At 72.0% G+C, this 20309-nt stretch carries 17 protein-coding genes; 8 read left to right on the top strand and 9 right to left on the bottom strand.

The genetic code is table 11. From position 1 onward, the window contains the following. The first annotated feature begins 31 nt into the window (after positions 1 to 31). The 5 genes from ACIBPB_RS16895 to ACIBPB_RS16875 all read left to right on the top strand — a co-directional run bounded on the left by ACIBPB_RS16895 (position 32) and on the right by ACIBPB_RS16875 (position 5847). Positions 32 to 1636, top strand: coding sequence for an ABC transporter substrate-binding protein (locus tag ACIBPB_RS16895; RefSeq protein ID WP_396840489.1), 1605 nt, complete (start codon positions 32 to 34; stop codon positions 1634 to 1636). A gap of 188 nt (positions 1637 to 1824) precedes the next feature. Beyond that, the gene (locus ACIBPB_RS16890) at positions 1825 to 2763 is read left to right on the top strand and encodes an ABC transporter permease (RefSeq protein WP_357314026.1); all 939 of its coding nucleotides are present in this window, start codon (positions 1825 to 1827) and stop codon (positions 2761 to 2763) included. A 72-nt stretch (positions 2764 to 2835) separates the two neighbouring features. Then, the gene (locus ACIBPB_RS16885; protein ID WP_396840488.1) at positions 2836 to 3792 is read left to right on the top strand and encodes an ABC transporter permease; all 957 of its coding nucleotides are present in this window, start codon (positions 2836 to 2838) and stop codon (positions 3790 to 3792) included. 5 nt (positions 3793 to 3797) lie between these two features. Next, on the top strand, positions 3798 to 4835 hold the full coding sequence (locus ACIBPB_RS16880) for an ABC transporter ATP-binding protein (protein WP_396840487.1): 1038 nt from the start codon (positions 3798 to 3800) through the stop codon (positions 4833 to 4835). Further along, the gene (locus ACIBPB_RS16875; protein WP_396840486.1) at positions 4819 to 5847 is read left to right on the top strand and encodes an ABC transporter ATP-binding protein; all 1029 of its coding nucleotides are present in this window, start codon (positions 4819 to 4821) and stop codon (positions 5845 to 5847) included. Before ACIBPB_RS16880 ends, ACIBPB_RS16875 begins: the two co-directional genes overlap by 17 nt. A gap of 195 nt (positions 5848 to 6042) precedes the next feature. Here the strand turns inward: ACIBPB_RS16875 and ACIBPB_RS16870 are convergent, their stop codons facing one another. The 4 genes from ACIBPB_RS16870 to purN form a co-directional block, all read right to left on the bottom strand. Further along, complete coding sequence (locus ACIBPB_RS16870; protein WP_396840485.1) at positions 6043 to 8676, bottom strand: glycosyl hydrolase; 2634 nt, start codon at positions 8674 to 8676, stop codon at positions 6043 to 6045. Between the two features lie 161 nt (positions 8677 to 8837). Beyond that, positions 8838 to 9368, bottom strand: coding sequence for a hypothetical protein (locus ACIBPB_RS16865; RefSeq protein ID WP_396840483.1), 531 nt, complete (start codon positions 9366 to 9368; stop codon positions 8838 to 8840). A 259-nt stretch (positions 9369 to 9627) separates the two neighbouring features. Then, positions 9628 to 11196: a bifunctional phosphoribosylaminoimidazolecarboxamide formyltransferase/IMP cyclohydrolase gene (gene purH, locus ACIBPB_RS16860; RefSeq protein ID WP_396840482.1), complete on the bottom strand. Its 1569-nt coding sequence runs from the start codon at positions 11194 to 11196 to the stop codon at positions 9628 to 9630. Then, positions 11193 to 11813 (bottom strand): phosphoribosylglycinamide formyltransferase, encoded by a 621-nt coding sequence (gene purN / locus ACIBPB_RS16855; protein WP_046568411.1) that lies wholly within the window; start codon positions 11811 to 11813, stop codon positions 11193 to 11195. The genes purH and purN overlap by 4 nt, the downstream gene beginning before the upstream one ends. 241 nt (positions 11814 to 12054) lie before the next feature. Between purN and ACIBPB_RS16850 the strand changes: the two genes are divergently transcribed. Beyond that, positions 12055 to 12648: a DUF4190 domain-containing protein gene (locus ACIBPB_RS16850; protein WP_396840481.1), complete on the top strand. Its 594-nt coding sequence runs from the start codon at positions 12055 to 12057 to the stop codon at positions 12646 to 12648. A 60-nt stretch (positions 12649 to 12708) separates the two neighbouring features. On the opposite strand, the gene ACIBPB_RS16845 is transcribed toward ACIBPB_RS16850, so the two are convergent. Next, on the bottom strand, positions 12709 to 14007 hold the full coding sequence (locus ACIBPB_RS16845) for a DUF6350 family protein (RefSeq protein WP_396840479.1): 1299 nt from the start codon (positions 14005 to 14007) through the stop codon (positions 12709 to 12711). A gap of 158 nt (positions 14008 to 14165) precedes the next feature. Between ACIBPB_RS16845 and ACIBPB_RS16840 the strand changes: the two genes are divergently transcribed. Next, entirely contained in the window at positions 14166 to 14435 is a 270-nt protein-coding gene (locus tag ACIBPB_RS16840) for a DUF4190 domain-containing protein (protein WP_396840478.1), read from the top strand. 56 nt (positions 14436 to 14491) lie between these two features. Here the strand turns inward: ACIBPB_RS16840 and sucD are convergent, their stop codons facing one another. The 4 genes from sucD to ACIBPB_RS16820 all read right to left on the bottom strand — a co-directional run bounded on the left by sucD (position 14492) and on the right by ACIBPB_RS16820 (position 18951). Next, on the bottom strand, positions 14492 to 15379 hold the full coding sequence (sucD, locus tag ACIBPB_RS16835; RefSeq protein WP_357314055.1) for a succinate--CoA ligase subunit alpha: 888 nt from the start codon (positions 15377 to 15379) through the stop codon (positions 14492 to 14494). A gap of 2 nt (positions 15380 to 15381) precedes the next feature. Next, positions 15382 to 16560 carry an ADP-forming succinate--CoA ligase subunit beta gene (gene sucC, locus ACIBPB_RS16830; RefSeq protein ID WP_396840476.1) on the bottom strand — a complete coding sequence of 393 codons (1179 nt, stop codon included), beginning with the start codon at positions 16558 to 16560 and terminating at the stop codon, positions 15382 to 15384. 182 nt (positions 16561 to 16742) lie between these two features. Further along, on the bottom strand, positions 16743 to 17309 hold the full coding sequence (locus ACIBPB_RS16825; RefSeq protein WP_396840475.1) for a hypothetical protein: 567 nt from the start codon (positions 17307 to 17309) through the stop codon (positions 16743 to 16745). A 1237-nt stretch (positions 17310 to 18546) separates the two neighbouring features. Further along, positions 18547 to 18951: a cobalamin B12-binding domain-containing protein gene (locus tag ACIBPB_RS16820; protein WP_396840474.1), complete on the bottom strand. Its 405-nt coding sequence runs from the start codon at positions 18949 to 18951 to the stop codon at positions 18547 to 18549. A 409-nt stretch (positions 18952 to 19360) separates the two neighbouring features. On the opposite strand from ACIBPB_RS16820, the gene ACIBPB_RS16815 reads away from it, so the two are divergent. Beyond that, positions 19361 to 20074 (top strand): M23 family metallopeptidase, encoded by a 714-nt coding sequence (locus ACIBPB_RS16815; protein ID WP_396840473.1) that lies wholly within the window; start codon positions 19361 to 19363, stop codon positions 20072 to 20074. Positions 20075 to 20309 lie beyond the last annotated feature (235 nt).

Raw genomic sequence — 20309 nt, 5'->3', positions numbered from 1 at the left:
ACTGCGCAGCATGAGGAGATGAGGAGAGTTCATGCGTGTTCGTAGACTCGCCGCCTGGGCCGCCCTCCCGCTCGTGGTGACGCTGGGCCTGGCGGCCTGCGGCAGCGGCGGGAACGGTGACTCGAGCGGCAGCGGCCAGGGTGCGGGCGTCAGCATCCAGATCGCGGAGCCGCAGCACCTGGTTCCCACCAACACCACCGAAACGTCCGGCTCGCAGGTGCTCGCCGGCCTGTTCAGCCCGCTCGTCGACTACGACGCGCAGAACAAGCCTTACGAGGTGGCCGCCGAGTCGGTGACGTCGTCCGACAACAAGGTCTGGACGATCAAGCTCAAGGACGGCTTCACCTTCCACGACGGCCAGAAGGTCACGTCGGACGACTACATCAACGCCTGGAACTACGGCGCGTACGCGCCCAACGGCCAGGGCGCCAGCTACTTCTTCGAGAAGATCGCGGGCTACCAGGACCTGCAGGGTGAGAAGCCGAAGGCCACCACGATGTCCGGCCTGGAGAAGGTGGACGACCTCACCTTCCGGGTGACCCTCTCCGAGCCGTACATCGACTTCAAGTCGATGCTCGGCTACACCGCGTTCTACCCGCTGCCGAAGGCCGCGTTCTCCGCGCCGGGCGTGCTCAACGACTCGTACGAGCAGGCGCCGATCGGCCAGGGCCCGTTCAAGATGAAGGGCACCTGGCAGCACGACAGCAAGCTCGAGGTCGAGCGCTACGACGCCTACCCGGGCGAGAAGCCCCGGGTGAAGGACGTCGAGTTCCGGGTCTACCAGCAGCTCACCGCCGCGTACTCGGACCTGCAGTCGGACAACCTCGACGTGCTGCCGACCATCCCGACGGAGAACCTGAGCACCGCGCAGAGCGACCTGGGCGACAACTACCAGACCAGCCCGATGTCGTCGTTCCAGTTCCTGGCCTTCCCCACGTTCGAGAAGGAATACAGCAAGCCGGACGTGCGCAAGGCGATCTCGATGGCGATCGACCGGGACGAGATCACCAAGTCGATCTTCAAGGAGTCCCAGCAGTCCGCCCGCTCGTTCGTCTCGCCGGTCCTGCCGGGCTACCGGGACAACACCACGGGCGCCGCGGGCCAGTTCAACCCGACCGAGGCCAAGAAGCTCTACCAGGCCGCCGGCGGCCCGTCGAAGATCACCATCTCCTACAACGGGGACGGCGGCCACAAGGACTGGGTCGACGCGACCTGCAACCAGCTCAAGGCCAACCTGGGCGTCGACTGCGTCGGCTCGGCCGAGCCGAAGTTCGCCGACCTGCTGACCAAGGTCGAGAAGAAGCAGCCGGTGGGTCTGTTCCGGATGGGCTGGGTCATGGACTACCCGTCCATGGAGGACTACCTCGGCCCGCTGTACAGCACCAACGGTTCGTCGAACTACTACGGCTACAGCAACCCGGAGTTCGACCGCCTGGTCAAGGAGGGCTCGGCCGCTCCCACCCAGGAAGAGGCGATCAAGAAGTACCAGCAGGCCGAGGACATCCTGGCCAAGGACATGCCGGTGATTCCGCTCCGCTTCGGCGAGAACGTGTTCGGGCACTCCAACAAGGTCAAGAACGTCCAGATGGACCTGTTCCAGCGGGTCAACCTCGTCAAGATCGAGGCGGCCGGCTGAGCTGACCACGGCACGGGCCACCCGGGGCGACCCGGGTGGCCCGCACGTGGCGGTGCGGCCCGCCGACGGCCCGCGGGGCCGATCCCGGCACGGGCCGCGCCGGCCCGAGGGGACCGGTGGCTAATTTCCGGTACACCAGAGATGTCATCCAGCGCCCCTTTCGCGCTATTCCGGAGAGACTGGCAAGCATGTTCCGCTTCATCCTGCGGCGCCTCCTGCAGATGGTCCTCGCGTTCTTCGGGACCACGCTGATCGTCTACGCGCTGATGTTCGCCGGGCAGGGCGACCCGATCCAGGCCCTCGCCGGGGAGCGACCGGTGACCGCGGCCCAGCGGGCATATCTCACGGAGAAGTACCACCTGGACGCCACCGGCGTCGGCGGCTTCTTCTACCGCTACTTCGACTACGTCAAGAACCTGCTCCAGGGCGACCTGGGCCAGTCGCTCACCGGCCGGCAGATCGGCGACATCCTCCAGCAGGCCTGGCCGGTCACCGTCCGGCTGGCGCTCATCGCGCTCGCCGTGGCCATCCTCTTCGGCGTCACGGCCGGCGTGATCGCCGGTATCCGCCGGGCGAGCATCTTCGACAACTCGACGCTGGTGCTCACCCTGCTGGTGCTGGGCATCCCGACCATCGTCCTGGCCCCGCTCGCGCAGTACTTCCTCGGCGTCAAGTGGCAGCTCTTCCCGCCCACCGCCGGGGCCCAACCGAGCCTCTACGCGCTGCTGCTGCCCGGCATCGTGCTCGGCTCCCTGTCGCTGGCCACCGCCCTGCGGCTGACCCGCACCTCGGTGGCGGAGAACCTGCGCGCCGACTACGTCCGGACCGCCCGGTCGAAGGGCCTGGTCAAGCGGCGGATCGTCAGCGTCCACGTGCTGCGCAACTCGCTCATCCCGGTGATCACCTTCCTCGGCGTCGAGCTGGGCAACCTGATGAGCGGCGCGATCATCACCGAGGGCGTGTTCAACATCCCCGGCGTCGGCTTCAACCTGTTCCGCGGCATCCGCACCGAAGACGGCCCGCTGGTGGTCGGCATCGTCAGCGTGCTCGTCGTGGTCTACCTGATCTCCAACCTGGTGGTGGACGTCCTGTACGCCGTACTCGATCCGAGGATCCGCTATGAGTGAGCGCAGCGAACGAACCAACAACGCGGTGCGCCGGACCGCTCGTGGCCGCGCCGAGCGGAACGAGGTGCGGGCATGAGCGATTTCGAGACCGTGGCGGCCACGGAGAACCAGGCCGCGCGGCGCGGCGTCTCCGGCGAGCCCGGCACCCCCAACCAGGTCGGCGCCCCGCAGAAGGCGCGCAGCCTGGCCGGTGACGCCTGGCGGGACCTGCGCCGCAACCCGATCTTCTGGATCAGCCTGGGCCTGGTCGTGCTCTTCACCGCGATGGCCGCCGTGCCGTCGCTGTTCACCGGCAACGACCCGCGTGACTGCCTGCTCTCCCGGCAGCACGCCGGGCCGTCCGGCGCGGCCATCCTCGGGTACGACTTCCAGGGCTGCGACGTCTACGCCCGGGCGGTCTACGGCACCCGGGCCTCGCTGCTGGTCGGTGCGATCGCCGCGCTGGCCACCGGCGTGATCGCGCTGCTGGTCGGCATGCTCGCCGGCTACTTCGGCGGCTGGGTGGACGCGGTGCTCTCCCGCGTGATCGACATCGTGCTCGGCATCCCGCTGCTGCTCGCCGCGATCGTGCTGCTCAAGCGGGTCAGCACCAGCAGCGACAACATCCGGCTGTTCGCGGTGATCTTCGTACTGGCGGTGCTCGGCTGGACCACCGCGGCCCGGGTGGTCCGCTCCTCGGTGATCACCGCCAAGGAGCAGGACTACGTGGCCGCGGCCCGGATGCTCGGCGCCGGCAACGGCCGGATCATGTGGCGGCACATCCTGCCGAACGCGCTCGCCCCGGCGATCGTGGTGCTCACCATCGCGCTCGGCTCGTTCATCGCGGCCGAGGCGACCCTGAGCTTCCTCGGCATCGGCCTGAAGGCCCCGACCATCTCCTGGGGCCAGGACATCGACACCGGCCGCATCCACATGCGGGAGTCGGCGACCCCGCTGATCGTCCCCTCGGCCTTCCTCGCGCTGACCGTGCTCGCCTTCATCATGCTGGGCGACGCGATCCGCGACGCCTTCGACCCGAAGCTGCGGTGAACCTGATGACTGAGTCCGCGGTCCGGCCCACGCCGGCCTCCCCCACCCCGCCCGGCGGCCACCTGCTCGACGTACGGGACCTGCACATCGAGTTCCGCACCCGGGAGGGCGTGGCCAAGGTGATCAACGGGGTGTCGTACCACCTCGACGCAGGCGAGACCCTGGCCGTGCTCGGCGAGTCCGGCTCCGGCAAGTCGGTGACCGCCCAGGCGATCATGGGCATCCTGGACACTCCGCCGGCACACATCACCGCCGGTCAGATCCGCTACCAGGGCCAGGACCTGCTGACCCGGTCCGAGGAGCAGCGCCGGCAGGTACGCGGCAAGGAGATCGCGATGATCTTCCAGGACGCGCTGTCGGCGTTGAACCCGGTCTTCCCGGTCGGCTGGCAGATCGGCGAGACGCTGCGCCAGCGCGAGGGGATGTCCCGGGCCGACGCCCGCCGCCGGGCCGTCGAGCTGATGGACCTGGTGAAGATCCCGGCCGCGGCGAAGCGGCTCGGCGACTACCCGCACCAGTTCTCCGGCGGCATGCGCCAACGCGTGATGATCGCGATGGCGCTGGCCCTGAACCCGAAGGTGCTGATCGCCGACGAGCCCACCACGGCGCTCGACGTCACCGTGCAGGCCCAGATCATGGACCTGCTGGCCGACCTGCGCCGCGACCTCGACATGGCGATGATCCTGATCACCCACGACCTCGGCGTGGTGGCCGGCGTGGCGGACCGGATCGCGGTCATGTACGCCGGCCGGATCGTCGAGCACGCCGACGTGCGCTCGCTGTACCGGGCACCGGCGCACCCGTACACCAAGGGTCTGCTGGAGTCGATCCCGCGGCTGGACGTCCGCGGCCAGGCGCTCGCCACCATCAAGGGACTGCCGCCGAACCTCATGCGGATCCCCTCCGGCTGCCCGTTCCACCCCCGGTGCCCGTACGCGCAGCAGGTCTGCGTGGACGAGGTGCCGCACGACCTGGTCCTCGGCGACGGCCGGACCAGCGCGTGCCACTTCGCCCAGGAGGTCCGCGATGACAGCGCCCGCTAGCCCGACCAAGGTCCGCGGCGAGACGATCCTCTCCGTCGACAACCTGGTCAAGCACTTCCCGATCAGCCAGGGGGTGCTGTTCAAGAAGCAGATCGGCGCGGTGAAGGCCGTCGACGGGGTCAGCTTCGAACTGCGCCGCGGCGAAACCCTCGGCGTGGTCGGCGAGTCCGGTTGCGGCAAGTCCACCCTGGCCCGGCTGCTCATGCGGCTGGAGACGCCGACCGCCGGCCGGGCCACCCTGGAGGGGCGGGACCTGTTCAAGGCCTCCGGCTCCGAGCTGCGCCGGCTGCGCCGGAACATGCAGATGGTGATGCAGGACCCGTACACCTCGCTCAACCCGCGGATGACGGTCGGCGACATCATCGGCGAGCCGTTCGACATCCACCCCGACGCGGCCCCGAAGGGCAGCAAGCGGGGGCGGGTGCAGGAACTGCTGGACGTGGTCGGGCTCAACCCCGAGCACATCAACCGGTACCCGCACCAGTTCTCCGGCGGCCAGCGGCAGCGCATCGGCATCGCCCGGGCGCTGGCCCTGCGACCCGAGATCATCGTCTGCGACGAGCCGGTGTCCGCCCTGGACGTCTCCATCCAGGCCCAGGTCATCAACCTGCTCGAGCAGCTCCAGGACGAGTTCGGGTTGTCGTACATCTTCATCGCCCACGACCTGTCGGTGGTCCGGCACATCTCCGACCGGGTCGCCGTGATGTACCTCGGCAAGATCGTGGAGATCGGCACCGAGGACGAGATCTACGAGCGGGCCACCCACCCGTACACCCAGGCGCTGCTCTCGGCGGTGCCGGTGCCCGACCCGGACGCCCGGACCGACCGGAGCATCATCCGGCTCACCGGCGACGTGCCGAGCCCGGCCGACCCGCCGTCGGGCTGCCGGTTCCGGACCCGCTGCTGGAAGGCGCAGGAGGTCTGCGCCACCCAGGAGCCGCACACGGTGCTGCGGGCGGCCGACCCGCACCCGTCGGCCTGCCACTTCGCCGAGGTGCGCCCGGCCGCCTGAGCCCCGTCGCCCTCGCGGCGGCCCGGCCCCGGCCGGGGCCGTGAGGCAGCGGCCGCAGGTTTCCGAGCCGGGGCCGTCAGGCAGCGGCCGCCGGTTTCCGGGCCGGGCACGACGAAGGACCCGTCCGGAACCGGACGGGTCCTTCTGCCGTCCGGTCCGGCCCGGATCGGGAACCGGGCCGGACCGGACGACGCCTCAGAGCTGGGCCAGGTCGAACGCCCAGATCCCGCGACCGTGGGTCGCCACGTAAACCGAGTTGTCCGCCGCGTTGTACTCGACGTCCATGCCGACGGTCAGCGGCAGGCCGGTGCCGAGCCGCTGCCAGTCGGTGGCGCCGGGCGCGCGGTAGAACGTGGCCAGGTCGGTGGCGAGCACCAGAGCGCCGTTCGACAGCTCCTTGATCGAGCTGGCCGGCACGTCCGGCAGGTTCGCCGAGACGTCCTTCCAGGTCGCACCCGCGTCGGTGGTCTCGAAGACGTGCCCCACGCCGGCGCCCGGCCCCTCGGTGAACCGGCGGGAGAAGCCGTTGACCGCGAGGTAGGCGTGCGCCGGGTTGGCCGGGTCGATCCCGACGCCCTGCAGGAACCGGTTCGGGAAGTCACCCGGCAGGGTGACCTGGTGCCAGCTGGCCGGGTCGTTCACCTTGCCGACCGCGAGCCCCCGGGCGAACCCGGCGTTGTTGCACGGGCCGCACCAGCCGACGTACGCCGTCCCGCCGGAGACCGCGACGGAGGTGGCGGTGTGTCCGGCGCCCAGGTCGAACACGTTGGTCCAGCCCTTGCCGTCCTGGATGGCGTAGCCCTTGGTGTTCACCCAGACGTGCTGGCCACCGGCGACCCAGACCTTCGCGTCGTGGTCGTCGGGGGCGAACGGCGCGATGAACCGGGCCAACTCGTCGCCCGGACGGGAGGTGTACGGCTGGATGTCCCGCGAGGTGGAGTCCGCCAGCGTGCCGGAGCCGGTGTTGGCGTTGCAGTTCTCGGTCACCCGCATGGCCAGGTTGGTGTACTCCTGGACCTGCCGGCAGCCGTTCGCCGGGTCGGCCTGCGCGTCGCCGCCGTCACCGCCGAAGTGCGAGCCCATCACCGTGTCGCCGGGGCGCAGGATCGAGGTGCCGTTGTCCTGCAGACCACCGGAGACGATGGTGCCGGCCTTCGCCGGGTCCCTGCCCAGCGCCACCGAGTAGTACTGGAGGGCGTCGATGGTGCCGTCGTTCAAACTCTGCCAGTCGGTGGCGTGCCCGTCCTTGTCGGTCCTGCCGTTGATCGGCCGGCGGTACACACCGCCGTCGTTGCCGACGTAGACGAAGCCGTTGCCGACCGCCACCGAGTGCTGGTCGGAGTGGGTGGTCTTGTGGCAGGTGTTCTGCGCGTCGTGGATGTTCCAGCAGGAGAAGTTGAAGTTCCAGTACGGGCCGACGGTCTTCCAGTTGGCGCCGGCGTCGGTGGACTCGTAGACCTCCTCCAGACCCGCCCAGACGTGGTTCGGGTTGGCCGGGTCCACCGCCAGGAACTGGTTGTACCAGGCCTGGATGCCCGGGCCGTAGCCCTTGCCCATCACGGTCTGCTTGAGCGCGGAGCCGGAGTTGCCCAGCTTCGACGAGTCGGCGATCTTGTTCCACGGGCCGGCCGGGTTGCCGGTGTTGGAGACGTAGATGCCGTCCAGGTAGCTGTTCACGTTGCCGGCCGGCTTGTTGAGCAGCCGCGGCGACTGGTTGATCGCGTAGAGCTTGCCACCGTCGGCGGAGAAGGCGAACGTCACGTAGCCGATGTCGTCGGCCGGCATGGCGCCGGTCGGGTTGACCTTCGTCCAGCCGCCGGCCGTGTAGTCGGCGGTCTCGTAGAAGCCGTTGTAGGTGTCGCCGGAGCGCCAGGCCGAGGCGACCACCACGTGCTTCGGGTTGCGCGGGTCCTGGGCCACGTCGTTGACGATGTTCTTGTACGCGGCGTTCGCGTCGCCCGCGTCGGCCCCGCCCGGCAGATAGCTGGGGTTCGGCGCGAACTCCAGCTTCCAGGCGCCGGACGTGCTGCTCATCGGGTGCGAGAAGAGGCCCCGGTTGGTGGCGACCCAGACCTTGCCGTCGAAGAAGCGCAGCTTGTTGATGACCGTGCTCTCCAACTCGGTCCCGCCGACCCGGTCGGTCGGCTTGAACGCGCCCGACTTCGGGTTGGCCAGCCGGTACACCCCGGCACCCACGTACGAGGTGCCGCCGGTGTTCCCCTCGCCGGTGGCGTACCAGAGCGAACCGTCACCGGCGAGCACGATGTCGCCGCTGGAGAGCGTGGGCAGCGCGTCCGTGATCGGCGTCCAGCTCCGGCCGCCGATCGAGGAGCGCCACACGCCGCCGTCCGCGCCGGCCGCGTAGACGTAACCGCTGTTGTCCGAGGCCAGGCCGGTGATCCGGCCGGTGACCAGGCCGGCGCCCCCGGAGGAGTTCGACGCGTAGTCGCGGTAGCGGGGGTCGTCGCCGTCGTACTTGATCTTGGTGACCTCGCGCCAGCTGCCGCCGGTCCTGGCGAGCCCGTTGAGCTGGCTCAGCGCGTTCGAGTACGCGCCGGGCGACACGATGCCCGGGGCGTACCGGGCCTGAGCGAACTGCTCGGCGATGGTGCGGGCCTCGAAGGCCTCCTCGCCGGCCTCCTCGGACGACTCGCCGGCCGCCATCTCCATGAACTCCCTGGGATGCCAGGGCATGTTGGCGCCCGGCTCATCGGCCAGGCCGAGGGCTTCCCGCACCTCGTGGTTGGTGGCGACGACGCCACCGAGCGCGGCGGTGAGCACCAGCGCGCCCGCGATGGTCGCCGGCTTGCGCCAGCGGAACTTGGACATGTGAATCCTCCGGGATTCAAGGGATCCGGGCGGATGGCCCGGGTGGAAACCGGGGCGGCGGATTGGCGCCCACGGTGCGTTCGCGATCGGACGGACACCGTCCGCTGTCGACCCGGCGCGCGACGAAGAGCGTCGGTCGCGGCGGGCAGGGTGGCGAGGGGTCAGCCGACGGCCGGTGGTGCCCGACCGGAGAGGGTGCCGCGCGGCGGCAGCGGCAGGGCCGGCTGCCGGTAGCGGATCGCGGCGACCGTCTCGGCGGGCGTGCCGTCGACGCGCACGGGCGCCACGAGGAGGAGATCGTCCGGTCCGTCGGATTCGACGCCGGCGCGGTGGTCACCACCGGGTCCGCCGAGGAACTCCGTCCACCGCACCGGCGGAGCGTCGGAAGGCGTGCGGCGCACGTCGACGGCTCGGGGGTCGCCGGGGGGCGGGGTGGGACGGTCCGGCAGGGAGACCGGTGTGTCGACGACGACTCCACGTCGTGGCGCGGCGTCGGACACGCCGAGCGGGAGTCGTCGCCCGGTCCGTCCGTCCGGAAGAAGAACGGACGGGCCGTCGTGGACGATCGACCGGTGCGCGGCGGTGACCACCGCGCCGGGATCAGGGGTCCCCTCCACAGCGGGCGCGCCGAGGCCGGCCAGGACGAACGCCAGCGCGGCCACGGCGGCGGTCAGCCGGTCCAACACGCGCATGGGCACACCTGGGGGGAGGGCGAGCCGCTCGGGCGGGCGGCGCGCGGGGCCGGCCGACGGGAGCAGGGCGACGGAGAGAACGGGGAGGGTCGATCGCTTGCTGCGGGACAACGCTAGCAACAACTTTCGCAACCCGGCAATGGGCGACCGTCGTACTTTCGGCTGGTCAGCGCCGCGCTCGTGACATCGCTCCGACAAGGACGGCCAACACATGAAACAGGGGCGCGGCCGGGTCGGCCGCGCCCCTGTCGTCGAGCTGTCAGTGGAAGAAGTGCCGGGTGCCGGTGAGGTACAACGTGACCCCGGCCTCCTTGCACGCCGCGATCGTCTCCTCGTCCCGGATCGAGCCGCCGGGCTGCACGATCGCCCGGACACCGGCCTCGATGAGGATCGCCGGGCCGTCGGCGAACGGGAAGAACGCGTCCGAGGCGCAGACCGCGCCGCGGGCCCGGTCGGCGCCGGCCCGGCTCACCGCGAGCCGCGCCGAGTCCACCCGGTTGACCTGTCCCATCCCGACGCCGACGGTGGCGCCGTCGCGGGCCAGCAGGATGGCGTTGCTCTTCACCGCGCGGACCGCCCGCCAGGCGAACGCGAGATCGCGCAGGGTCGCCTCGTCGGCGGCCGTACCGGTGGCCAGCGTCCAGGTGGACGGGTCGTCGCCCGCCGCGTCGATGGCGTCCCGCCGCTGCACCAACACGCCGCCGCTGACCTGCCGCCACTCGGTCGCCGCCGGCGCGAAGGAGGGCGCCCGCAGCAGCCGGATGTTCTTCTTCGCCTGGAGGATCTCCACCGCGCCCTCGTCGAAGCCCGGCGCCACCAGCACCTCGGTGAAGATCTCCGCGACCTGGCGGGCCAGCTCCACGCTGACCGGCCGGTTCACCGCGATCACCCCGCCGTACGCGGAGACCGGGTCGCAGGCGTGCGCCTTGCGGTGCGCCTCGGCCACGTCCGCGCCGACCGCGATGCCGCACGGGTTGGCGTGCTTGATGACGGCCACCGCCGGCTGCTCCGGGAAGTCGTGCGCGGCCCGCCAGGCGGCGTCGGCGTCCACGTAGTTGTTGTAGGACATCTCCTTGCCGTGCAGCTGCTCGGCCTGCGCGAGACCGGCCGGGCCGGCCGGGTCGGCGTAGAGGGCCGCCGCCTGGTGCGGGTTCTCCCCGTAGCGCAGCACCGCCTGGCGGCGCAGGGCCAGCCCGGCGAAACGCGGCGGCCAGTCGGCGTCCGCCGGGTCCTGGGCGAACCACTCGGCCACGGCCACGTCGTACTCGGCGATGTCGGCGAACGCGCGGGCCGCCAGCGCCCGCCGCTGGGCCAGCGTGAAGCCGCCCTCGGCGAGGGCGTCGAGCAGCGCCGGGTACGCCGCCGGGTCGGTCACCACGGCCACCGAGGCGTGGTTCTTCGCCGCGGCCCGGACCATCGCCGGCCCACCGATGTCGATCTGCTCGACGCACTCGTCCCGGCTGGCACCGGAGGCGACCGTGGCCTGGAACGGGTAGAGGTTGGACACCAGCAGGTCGATGCCGGCGATGCCGTGCTCGTCGAGCTGGGCGGCGTGCGCGTCCTTGCGCAGGTCGGCGAGGAGACCACCGTGGATCTTCGGGTGCAGCGTCTTCACCCGGCCGTCGAGGATCTCCGGGAAGCCGGTCACCTGCTCGACCGGCGTCACCGGCACGCCCGCGCCCGCGATCGTCGCGGCGGTGCTGCCGGTGGAGACGATCTCCACCCCCGCCTGGTGCAGGGCGCCGGCCAGCTCGACCAGGCCGGTCTTGTCGTAGACGCTGACCAGTGCCCGCCGGATCGGGCGCCGGACGTCCTCAGTCGTGCTCACGGAACAGTGACCTTTCTGCCGGTGATCGTCCAACCGTCACGGACCAGCCGACCGACCTGCTCGACGAGCTGGCGCCGTTCGGCGGACTTGATGCGCTCGGTGAGCGTCTCCTCGTCGTCGTCGTCCAGCACCGGGACGGCGACCTGGGCGACGATCGGGCCGGTGTCCATCCCGGCGTCGACGAAGAACAGGGTGGCCCCGGTGACCTTCACGCCGTACTCGAGCGCGTCCCGGGGGCCGTGGATGCCGGGGAACGCCGGCAGCAGGGTGTTGTGCGTGTTGAGGTAGCGGTCGCCGAACGCGCCCAGGAAGTGCGGGCCGACCAGCTTGAGGAAACCTGCGCTGATCACCAGGTCCGGCTCGTGCTCGGCGACCCGGGCGGTCAGCGCCTTGTCCCAGTCCTCCCGGGACGGATGGTCCTTGAGCCGCTCGACGAAGGAGGGCACCCCGGCCGCCGCGGCCCGGTCCAGACCGGCGATCCCGTCCCGGTCGGCGCCGACGGCGACGACCCGCGCCCCGTAGCCGGGGTCGGCGGCGGCGTCCAGCAGGGCCTGGAGGTTGCTGCCGGAACCGGAGACGAGGACGACGAGGCGGGCGACGGACGCGGGCTCGGTCACCGGGCAACCCTATCGGGCCGGGCCGGCCGTCCGGCGTTCGGGCGCGGCATCGCGGCTGATCTCCGCGGTGGCGCCGACACGATACGCTGCCGACGCCCGGTGCCGGCGTACGCCCGGCCCGGCGTCGACATCGTGACCTTGGTCCCGGGCCGTGTGTCGCGGCGTCCCGGTGCTGGGCGGAATGATGAGCGGCAGCGACCGACCATGGACCGTCGACCCCCAGTTTGAGGAGCAACCAGCAATGCAGCCCGGTTACCCCGGTCAGGACCCGTACGGCCAGCAGCAGCCCCACCAGGACCCGACCTCCCCGCAGTACGACCCGTACGCGCAGCCGCCGCAGGCCCCGCAGTACGGGCAGCAGCCGACCTCGGGTCAGCCGTACGGGCAGGACCCCTACGCGCAGCCGCCGCAGGCCCCGCAGTACGGCCAGCAGCCGACCTCGGGCCAGCCGTACGGCCAGCCCACCTCCGGCCAGCCCTACGGGCAGGACCCGTACGCCCAGCAGCAGCAGCAGCCGTACGGCGCCGCCCCGCAGTACCCGGCGGCCGGCTACCCGACCGGGCAGGGGCAGAACAACAACACCCTCGGCCTGATCGGCATGATCGCCGGCATCGCGTCCATCGTGTTCGCGCTCTGCTGCACCCCGCTGGGCATCATCGGCGGCATCGCCGGCGTGGTGCTCGGCATCCTGGGCCAGAAGAAGGTCCAGCAGGGCCAGGCGACCAACGGGGGCCAGGCCAAGGCCGCGCTGATCTGCGGCGGCATCGGCATCGTGCTCTCCATCATCAGCGCGGTCGCCGGCGCCGCGATCAACCTGAACAACATCGGCTCCTGAACCGGCCGAACGGAGGGGGCGTCCACCCGTGGGACGCCTCCTCCGCCGGTCCGCCGTCGGTCAGCGGGAGACAGTGGCGGTGCGGGTGAGCGCCCGGGTGGCGGCGGCACCGAGCAGCGCGCCGGCGGCGACGACCAGGGTCGCCACCCCGGCCACCAGCCACGGCGCCGGGCCGATCTCGGCCAGCCGGCCGCCGCCGAGCGGCCCGCCGGAGAGCGCGGCGGCCGCGCCGAGCAGCAGCCCGGCGACCGGGCCGGCGAGCGCCGCCGAGGCGAGCAGCGGGGGCCAGTCCGGCGCCGTCCGCCCGTCGCCGGCGGCCCGCAGCAGCCGCCGGGCCAGCAGCCAGCCGGCGGCCATCCCGGCCAGCACGGGCACCGCGAGCAGCCCCACCCCGAGCCCGTCGACCGGGCCGCGCGGCAGGCCGGCGAGCAGCGGTACGGCCGGCAGCGCGCCCACCGACACCTCGCTGGTCCGCACGGCCGTGTCGGTGCCCATGGCGAAGCCGGGACCGAGCAGGTAGCTGGCCGACCAGACGGTGGCGTTCGGCGCGTACGCCAGGCTGACCAGGGTGATCCCGGCCTGACCGGCCACCCCGGTCCGGTACGCCCCGATCATGTCCGCGGCGTCACCGCCGCCGGTCGCCACGGACAGCCCGGCCGCCCCGGCGCCGGCGCCGAGCAGCAGCAGCCCGGCCACCAACCCGGTCCGCACGCCGTTGCGCAGGGCGGGGGCGGCGCGGTGCGCCAGCAGCACCGACACCCCGGTGGTCCGGGCCGCACCGACCAGCGCGGCGAGCGTGCCGACCACGGCGCAGGTCACCCCGGCGCGGGACGGGGACACCCGCAGGCCACCGGCGCTCACGAGGACCGCGGCAAGGACGCCGAGCAGCGCGTACCCGATGCCGACCGCGACCGCGACGGTGAGCGCCTGCCGGACCGACCGGCCACCGCGGGCGCCGATGGCCCGGCTGACGTGCACCCCGGCCCGGGTGAGCCGCCAGACGGCAAGCGCGCTGAGCGCGAGCGGCGCCAGGCCCAGCGGCCCGGCGGAGGTCTCCAGCGGCACCCCGTGCCCGAGCAGCCAGCCGGCCAGGCCGGCACGGGCCGCCCCGGTCAGCCCGCCGGCGTCCTCGCTGAGCTGGGCCAGGCCGAGCACCAGGGCCACCGGCAGCCAGGACGTCACGGCCGCCCAGAGCGCCGCCACCCCGGCGGCAACCGGCAGCGGGGCCCGGCCACGCGGCGCCTCCCCGGACCGGGGCGCGGGCACCCGCGGCCCGCGCCCGTCACGGTCGGCGGGCCGGGCGTCGGCGGGTCGGGCATCGGCGGTACGGCGGGGCTGGTCAGGGGTGACGGGTGACATCGGCTCTACTCTGGCATGCCGGGGCGGTGCCGGCAGTCCGATACCGCCGTGGGGGCGACGGCGAGTTCCGTGATCCACGCTTTCCCGGCCCCAAATCCGGTTTAGCCTCGGGCCAGGACGCGACCTTCCGTCGCGGCACCGACCGCTCGGAGGAAGCCGTGAACGCTCCGTATCCGCCGCCGCCACCGCGACCGGCCGCCGGCCGGGACCGGACCACCCTCTGGGGCATCCTCGGGATCATCACCGGCCTGCTCTGCTGCGGCCTGCTGGGCATCGTGTTCGGCTACCTGTCGATCCGCGACGCCCGCCGGTTCGGCAAGTCCCAGCTGCTCGGCTGGCTGGCCATCGCGTTCGGCGTCATCAACATCGTCGCCAGCGCCATCATCCGGGCCCGCGGCAGCTACTACTACCCGTACTGGTACCGGTAGGACGCCGAAGGGGGCCGACCGGGAACGGTCGACCCCCTCGGCACGTAACGGACCGCTCAGCGGTTGGACATGATCTCCCGCATCAGCTTGGCGGTCTCGGTCGGGGTCTTGCCGACCTTCACGCCGACGGCCTCGAGCGCCGACTTCTTCGCGTCGGCGGTGCCCGCCGAGCCGGAGATGATCGCGCCCGCGTGGCCCATGGTCTTGCCGGGCGGGGCGGTGAAACCGGCGATGTAGCCGACCACCGGCTTGGTGACGTTGGCCTTGATGAACTCGGCCGCGCGCTCCTCGGCGTCGCCGCCGATCTCGCCGATCATCACGATCGCGTCGGTCTCCGGGTCGGCCTCGAACGCGGCCAGGGCGTCGATGTGGGTGGTCCCGATGATCGGGTCACCGCCGATGCCGACGCAGGTCGAGAAGCCGATGTCCCGCAGCTCGTACATCATCTGGTAGGTCAGCGTGCCGCTCTTGCTGACCAGGCCGATCCGGCCGGAGCCGGTGATGTCGGCCGGGATGATGCCGGCGTTGGAGGCGCCCGGCGAGGCGATGCCCGGGCAGTTCGGCCCGATGATCCGGGTCCGCTCCCCCTTGGCCACGTTGTACGCCCAGAACGCGGCGGTGTCGTGCACCGGCACGCCCTCGGTGATCACCACGGCCAGGTCGATCCCGGCGTCGATCGCCTCGACGACCGCGGCCTTGGTGAACTGCGGCGGCACGAAGATGACCGTGACGTCCGCCCCGGTCTCCTTCATGGCGTCGGCCACGGTCGCGAAGACCGGCAGCTCGGTGCCGTCGAAGTCGACGGTCTGGCCCGCCTTACGCGGGTTGGTGCCGCCGACGATGTTGGTGCCGGCGGCCAGCATCCGCCGGGTGTGCTTGGAACCCTCGGAGCCGGTCATCCCCTGCACGATGACCTTGGAGTCCTTGGTCAGCCAGATTGCCATTGTCAGACCCCCGCAGCGGCCAGCTCGGCGGCCCGCTCGGCCGCGCCATCCATGGTGTCGACCCGCTCGATCAGCGGGTTGTTCGCGCCGTCGAGGATCGCCCGACCGGCCTCGGCGTTGTTGCCGTCGAGCCGGACGACGAGCGGCTTGGTGACCTGCTCGCCCCGCTGCTCGAGCAGGGCCAGCGCCTGCACGATGCCGTTGGCAACCGCGTCGCAGGCGGTGATGCCGCCGAAGACGTTGACGAAGACGCTCTTCACCGACGGGTCGGAAAGGACGATCTCCAGGCCGTTCGCCATCACCGCGGCGCTCGCGCCGCCGCCGATGTCGAGGAAGTTGGCCGGCTTCACGCCGCCGTGCCGCTCGCCCGCGTACGCCACCACGTCGAGGGTGGACATGACCAGGCCCGCGCCGTTGCCGATGATGCCGACGGCACCGTCGAGCTTGACGTAGTTGAGGTCCTTCTCCTTGGCGGCCTGCTCCAGCGGGTCCACCGCGGCCTGGTCGACCAGGGCCTCGTGGTCCGGGTGCCGGAACGCGGCGTTCTCGTCCAGGGTGACCTTGGCGTCCAGCAGCAGCACCTTGCCGTCACCGGTCTTGGCCAGCGGGTTCACCTCGACCAGCGTGGCGTCCTCGGCGACGAACGCCTGCCACAGCTTGACCGCGACCTCGACGACCTGGTCGGCGACCTCGGCCGGGAACCCGGCCGCGCTGACGATCTCGCGCGCCTTCGCCTCGTCCACGCCCGTGTTGGCGTCGATCGGGGCCTTGACGACCTTCTCGGGGGTCTCCGCGGCGACCTGCTCGATGTCCATGCCGCCGGCCACGCTGGCGATGCAGAGGAAGGTGCGGTTCGCCCGGTCGAGCAGGTACGAGAAGTAGTACTCCTCGGCCACGTCCGCGGTCACGGTGATCATGACCTTGTGGACGGTGTGACCCTTGATGTCCATGCCGAGGATGTCGGTGGCCCGGGCCACCGTCTCCTCGGCGCCCTCGGCCAGCTTCACGCCGCCGGCCTTGCCGCGGCCACCGACCTTCACCTGCGCCTTGACGACCACCCGGCCGCCGAGGCGTTCGGCGATCGCGCGGGCCTCCTCCGGGGTCGTGGCGACGCCGCCGGCGAGCACGGGCAAGCCGTGCCGCTCGAACAGGTCCCGCCCCTGGTACTCGTACAGGTCCACGATTGCGCGTCCCGTCCCGTCTCCGCGGCGCGCCGTCGCGCCGCCACCAGCTTCGGAAAATCAGTTTGACGCCTGTCATCAGAAGAGACAGGCCATTTGCCGCAGCCTAACGAGATGGGAACCGGCGGCAACCGAGCGGGTGCGCGGTGTGCGGTAATGCACAACCGGCGGCGTCCGGGAGATCAACCGACCCGGCAGCGGCCCGCCGCGTAGCCGACGACCGCTCGCATGATCTCCTCCTCCGGCCGGTCGGCGAAATTGATCGTCGCGGTGAAGCCGGTGCCGTAGAAGGCCTGTTGCAGGCCCGAGTCCAACGCGGTGAAGGCGCCCAGGCCGGCGGCGACCCGCGGGTCGCGCGGCTTGACGCAGAGCATCCGCTCCAGCGCCCACCGGCGCGGGTAGATGTGCTCGATCGCCGCCCACGGCAGCCAGATCGCCTGCCCCCGGGTGGGCCGGGTCTTGATCCACAGTCCGTGCGGCCCGACCGCGAGCACCGGGCCACCGGAGGTGATCATCCAGAGCTGGAAGCCGAGCAGCAGCGCGAACAGCAGCATGAACGCCGGGACGGCGAGCAGCACCAGCCGGTCGGCTTCGCCGCCGGAGACCGCCGCACCGAGCGGGCAGCCCAGCACCAGACCGATGAGCAGGATCAGCACCCCGAAGAGCAGGGCCCGCTTGCCCACGCTCTGCCGGAGCACGAACGGCAGGTCCTCGGGGATCCGCCGGGTCGTCACCGCGGTCGGCCCCACCCCGCCCGGGTACGCCGCTGCGCCCGGGTACCCCGGCGGGGTGCACGGCTGCGCCGGGCTGGCCCGGCAGCGGCGGGCGGACCAGCCGGGCCGGCTGACCGGGGGGCCCGGGGTGTTGCGGTTGCGGCGCCCAGCCCTGGGGTTGTGCCGTCCAGGCCGGCGGCTGCGCCGGATATCCCGGCCCGGCGGGGTGCTGCGCCGGCCCACCCGCGCTGCCGGGCTGCCCCGGCCAAACCGCGTTACCCGGCTGTGCCGGCCAACCCCCGCTACCCGGCTGCGTCGGCCAACCCCCGCTGCCCGGCGGTGGCGACCAGCCCGGCGCGGACGATGGCTGGCCCGCTCCGGGCGATGCCTGGCCGGGCTGCTCCGGCTGCGCAGGCCCGCCCGGCGGGGCCAGCGGCTGGCCCGGCGGACCAGGGTGTGCCGGCCAGCCCGCACCGCCCGGCTGCTGCGGGACCTGGGCGGCCGGCTGTGATGGGACAGCGCCGGCCGACTGCGGTGAGCCGTGCCCCTCCGGTGGTGGCTGCGCCGCGCCGGCGGTCGGCGGCTCCCCCGGCTCCGGATTCGAGGCGGGGTGCGACGGCTGGGTCACGGCGGGCTCCCGGCAGGGTCGTCGAGTGCGGACGCGGTACGGGCAGCCACACCATACGATCCCCGCCCTCCGCGCCGCGGCCCCGCGGCCCCCGCGGCCCGCTCCCCGGTTGCCCCGGGCGCGCCCTGGCCCCGCTACCGGATCGGAGAGCCGCGCCGCGCCGCCGCGGAAACGACAACATGCCGAGAATCGCGGTCTCCGCGGGTCAGGAAACACCGGATCGCCGCACCTTGCGCCCTGCGACGACCAACGCGGAGGCAACGCGCGGGCAGCGCGGCGACAAGGCGGCGACAACGCGACGGGCAACGCGACGGGCAGCGGGGGGCGACAACGCGCGGGCAGCGCCTCAACGGCCGGAAGCGACCCCCGGCCCGCAGGAACGTAGGGCCCGGTTCAGCCGTACGGGGGATGTTGGGGGAGGTGCGTAACCCCCTGGTGAGGGCGTCGTTGAGTCTGATGTCGGAGCGCTGGTCAAGCGCGACGGCGGGAGACGGCCGATGCCCTGTCGGTCGAGGGGTGGCGGCGGGGCATCGTGCATAGAGGGGCCGGGCGTGTGAGGGGTGCGTCCGGCCTCTCCCCCTGCCCGGACACCGGCACCGGCCCCCGGCGCAGCCGCGCCTATCGGGTGCAGCCGCGCCTATCGGGTCAGGCGACCGGCTGAGCGACGTTGGTCCGGACCCAGTCCACGATCGACTGGGTGGTCGCGCCCGGGGTGAAGATCTTCGCGACGCCGAGCTGCTCCAGCTCGGGGATGTCGGCGTCGGGGATGATGCCGCCGCCGAAGACCACGATGTCGGTGGCGTCGCGCTCGGCGAGCAGCTCGAGCACCCGCTTGAAGAGGGTCATGTGCGCGCCGGAGAGCACGGAGAGGCCGACGGCGTCGGCGTCCTCCTGGATCGCGGTCTCCACGATCTGCTCCGGCGTCTGGTGCAGGCCGGTGTAGATGACCTCCATGCCGGCGTCCCGCAGGGCACGCGCGACGACCTTCGCGCCCCGGTCGTGGCCGTCCAGGCCGGGCTTCGCGACGACGACCCGGATCCGAGAGCTCATCAGCGCACACCTTTCCCCGGCTACCGCACTCCTTCGACTGAACGAACGGTAACCCGGCCGGGCCGCGGCCGGAAACCCGGGCCGACCCCTACCCGCGATGGGAGTCCCATTAACGGCGGATCCGCCCGGCGGGAAGCTGGACGCCTCCGCCGAACGGTCACTGTACGCGACGAACGGGCAGTTACCGGGCCACCCGACCGGCGGCACGAGCTATGACAAGGCCGGACGGAAACGGACAGAATGAAACGCCAATTCGGCGCTTCGGCTTGTGACAGGAGTGGCGGTTGGCTAACGTGTCCACGGTTGTCATCAAGTCCACGGACGGGTGATGACGCGGCCACCGGACGTTCAACCGAGCTTCACCGAACGGTCCGAGGTCGCATCGGATCCCCGACAACGGAGGGTATGCGTGCGCCAGCGCCTGTCGTCTGAGCCCGATAGATATCGCGGCCGCCGCCGCGTACCCACCCCCCCGCGGAGCCGCTACGCCGCGGTCGTCACCACCGCCTTCGTCGGAGCCGGCATCGTCGCCCTCGGCGCGAACGCCCTCCCGGACGCCAAGAGCGTCAGCCCGTCGGTCCTCGACGAGCTCCGCCAGGCCTCGGTCACCAGCCAGGACGCCGCCGCCCGTGCCGACTCCGCGGACCGCGCCACGCGTGACGACCGCGCCGAGAGCAAGGCCGCCACCGAGCAGGACGTCTGGCTGCTCCCGCTGCACGGCTACGACTTCAACGGGCCCTACGGCATGCGCTGGGGCAAGCTGCACACCGGCATCGACCTGGTGGCGGCGGAGGGCACGCCGTACCTCGCGATCCACGACGGCACGGTCACCAAGGCCGGCTGGTTCGGCGGGTACGGCTACACGGTCATCGTCCAGCACGCCGACGGCAGCGAGGCCATCTACGGGCACTCCTCCGCGGTCAACGTGCGGGAGGGCCAGCAGGTGAAGGCCGGCGACCAGCTCGGCCTGGTGGGCAACACGGGCCACTCCTACGGCTCGCACCTGCACCTGGAGATCCACGTCAAGGGGCAGCCGCTGGACCCGGTGCCGTGGCTGGCGGACCGCGGAGTGGACATCAAGCTGCAAGTCGAGGCAATCTACGCCGACGTAGCCGCGTCCTGACGCTGCGTATCGCCCATTGACCGCCCGGATCAGTCGATCCGGGCGGTTTTCGTTGCGGCAAAGTCTGCCAGGTCACAGGCAGAAGTGTGAGCGGCGGCACACCCCTGCATGATCCTTTTCCGGCGGGAACCGCCCGGACGGGCACGAAGCCGGCGAGCAGCCGTCGGCGGCCGGGCGTCGCACCGGGAGCCCGTACCCGGCGAAGGCACGGCCGACACCAGTATTTCGAGGTCAA

Source organism: Micromonospora sp. NPDC049836 (assembly GCF_044465125.1).
Classification (GTDB): Bacteria; Actinomycetota; Actinomycetes; order Mycobacteriales; family Micromonosporaceae; genus Micromonospora.
This window is presented reverse-complemented; position numbering and strand designations above follow the sequence as displayed.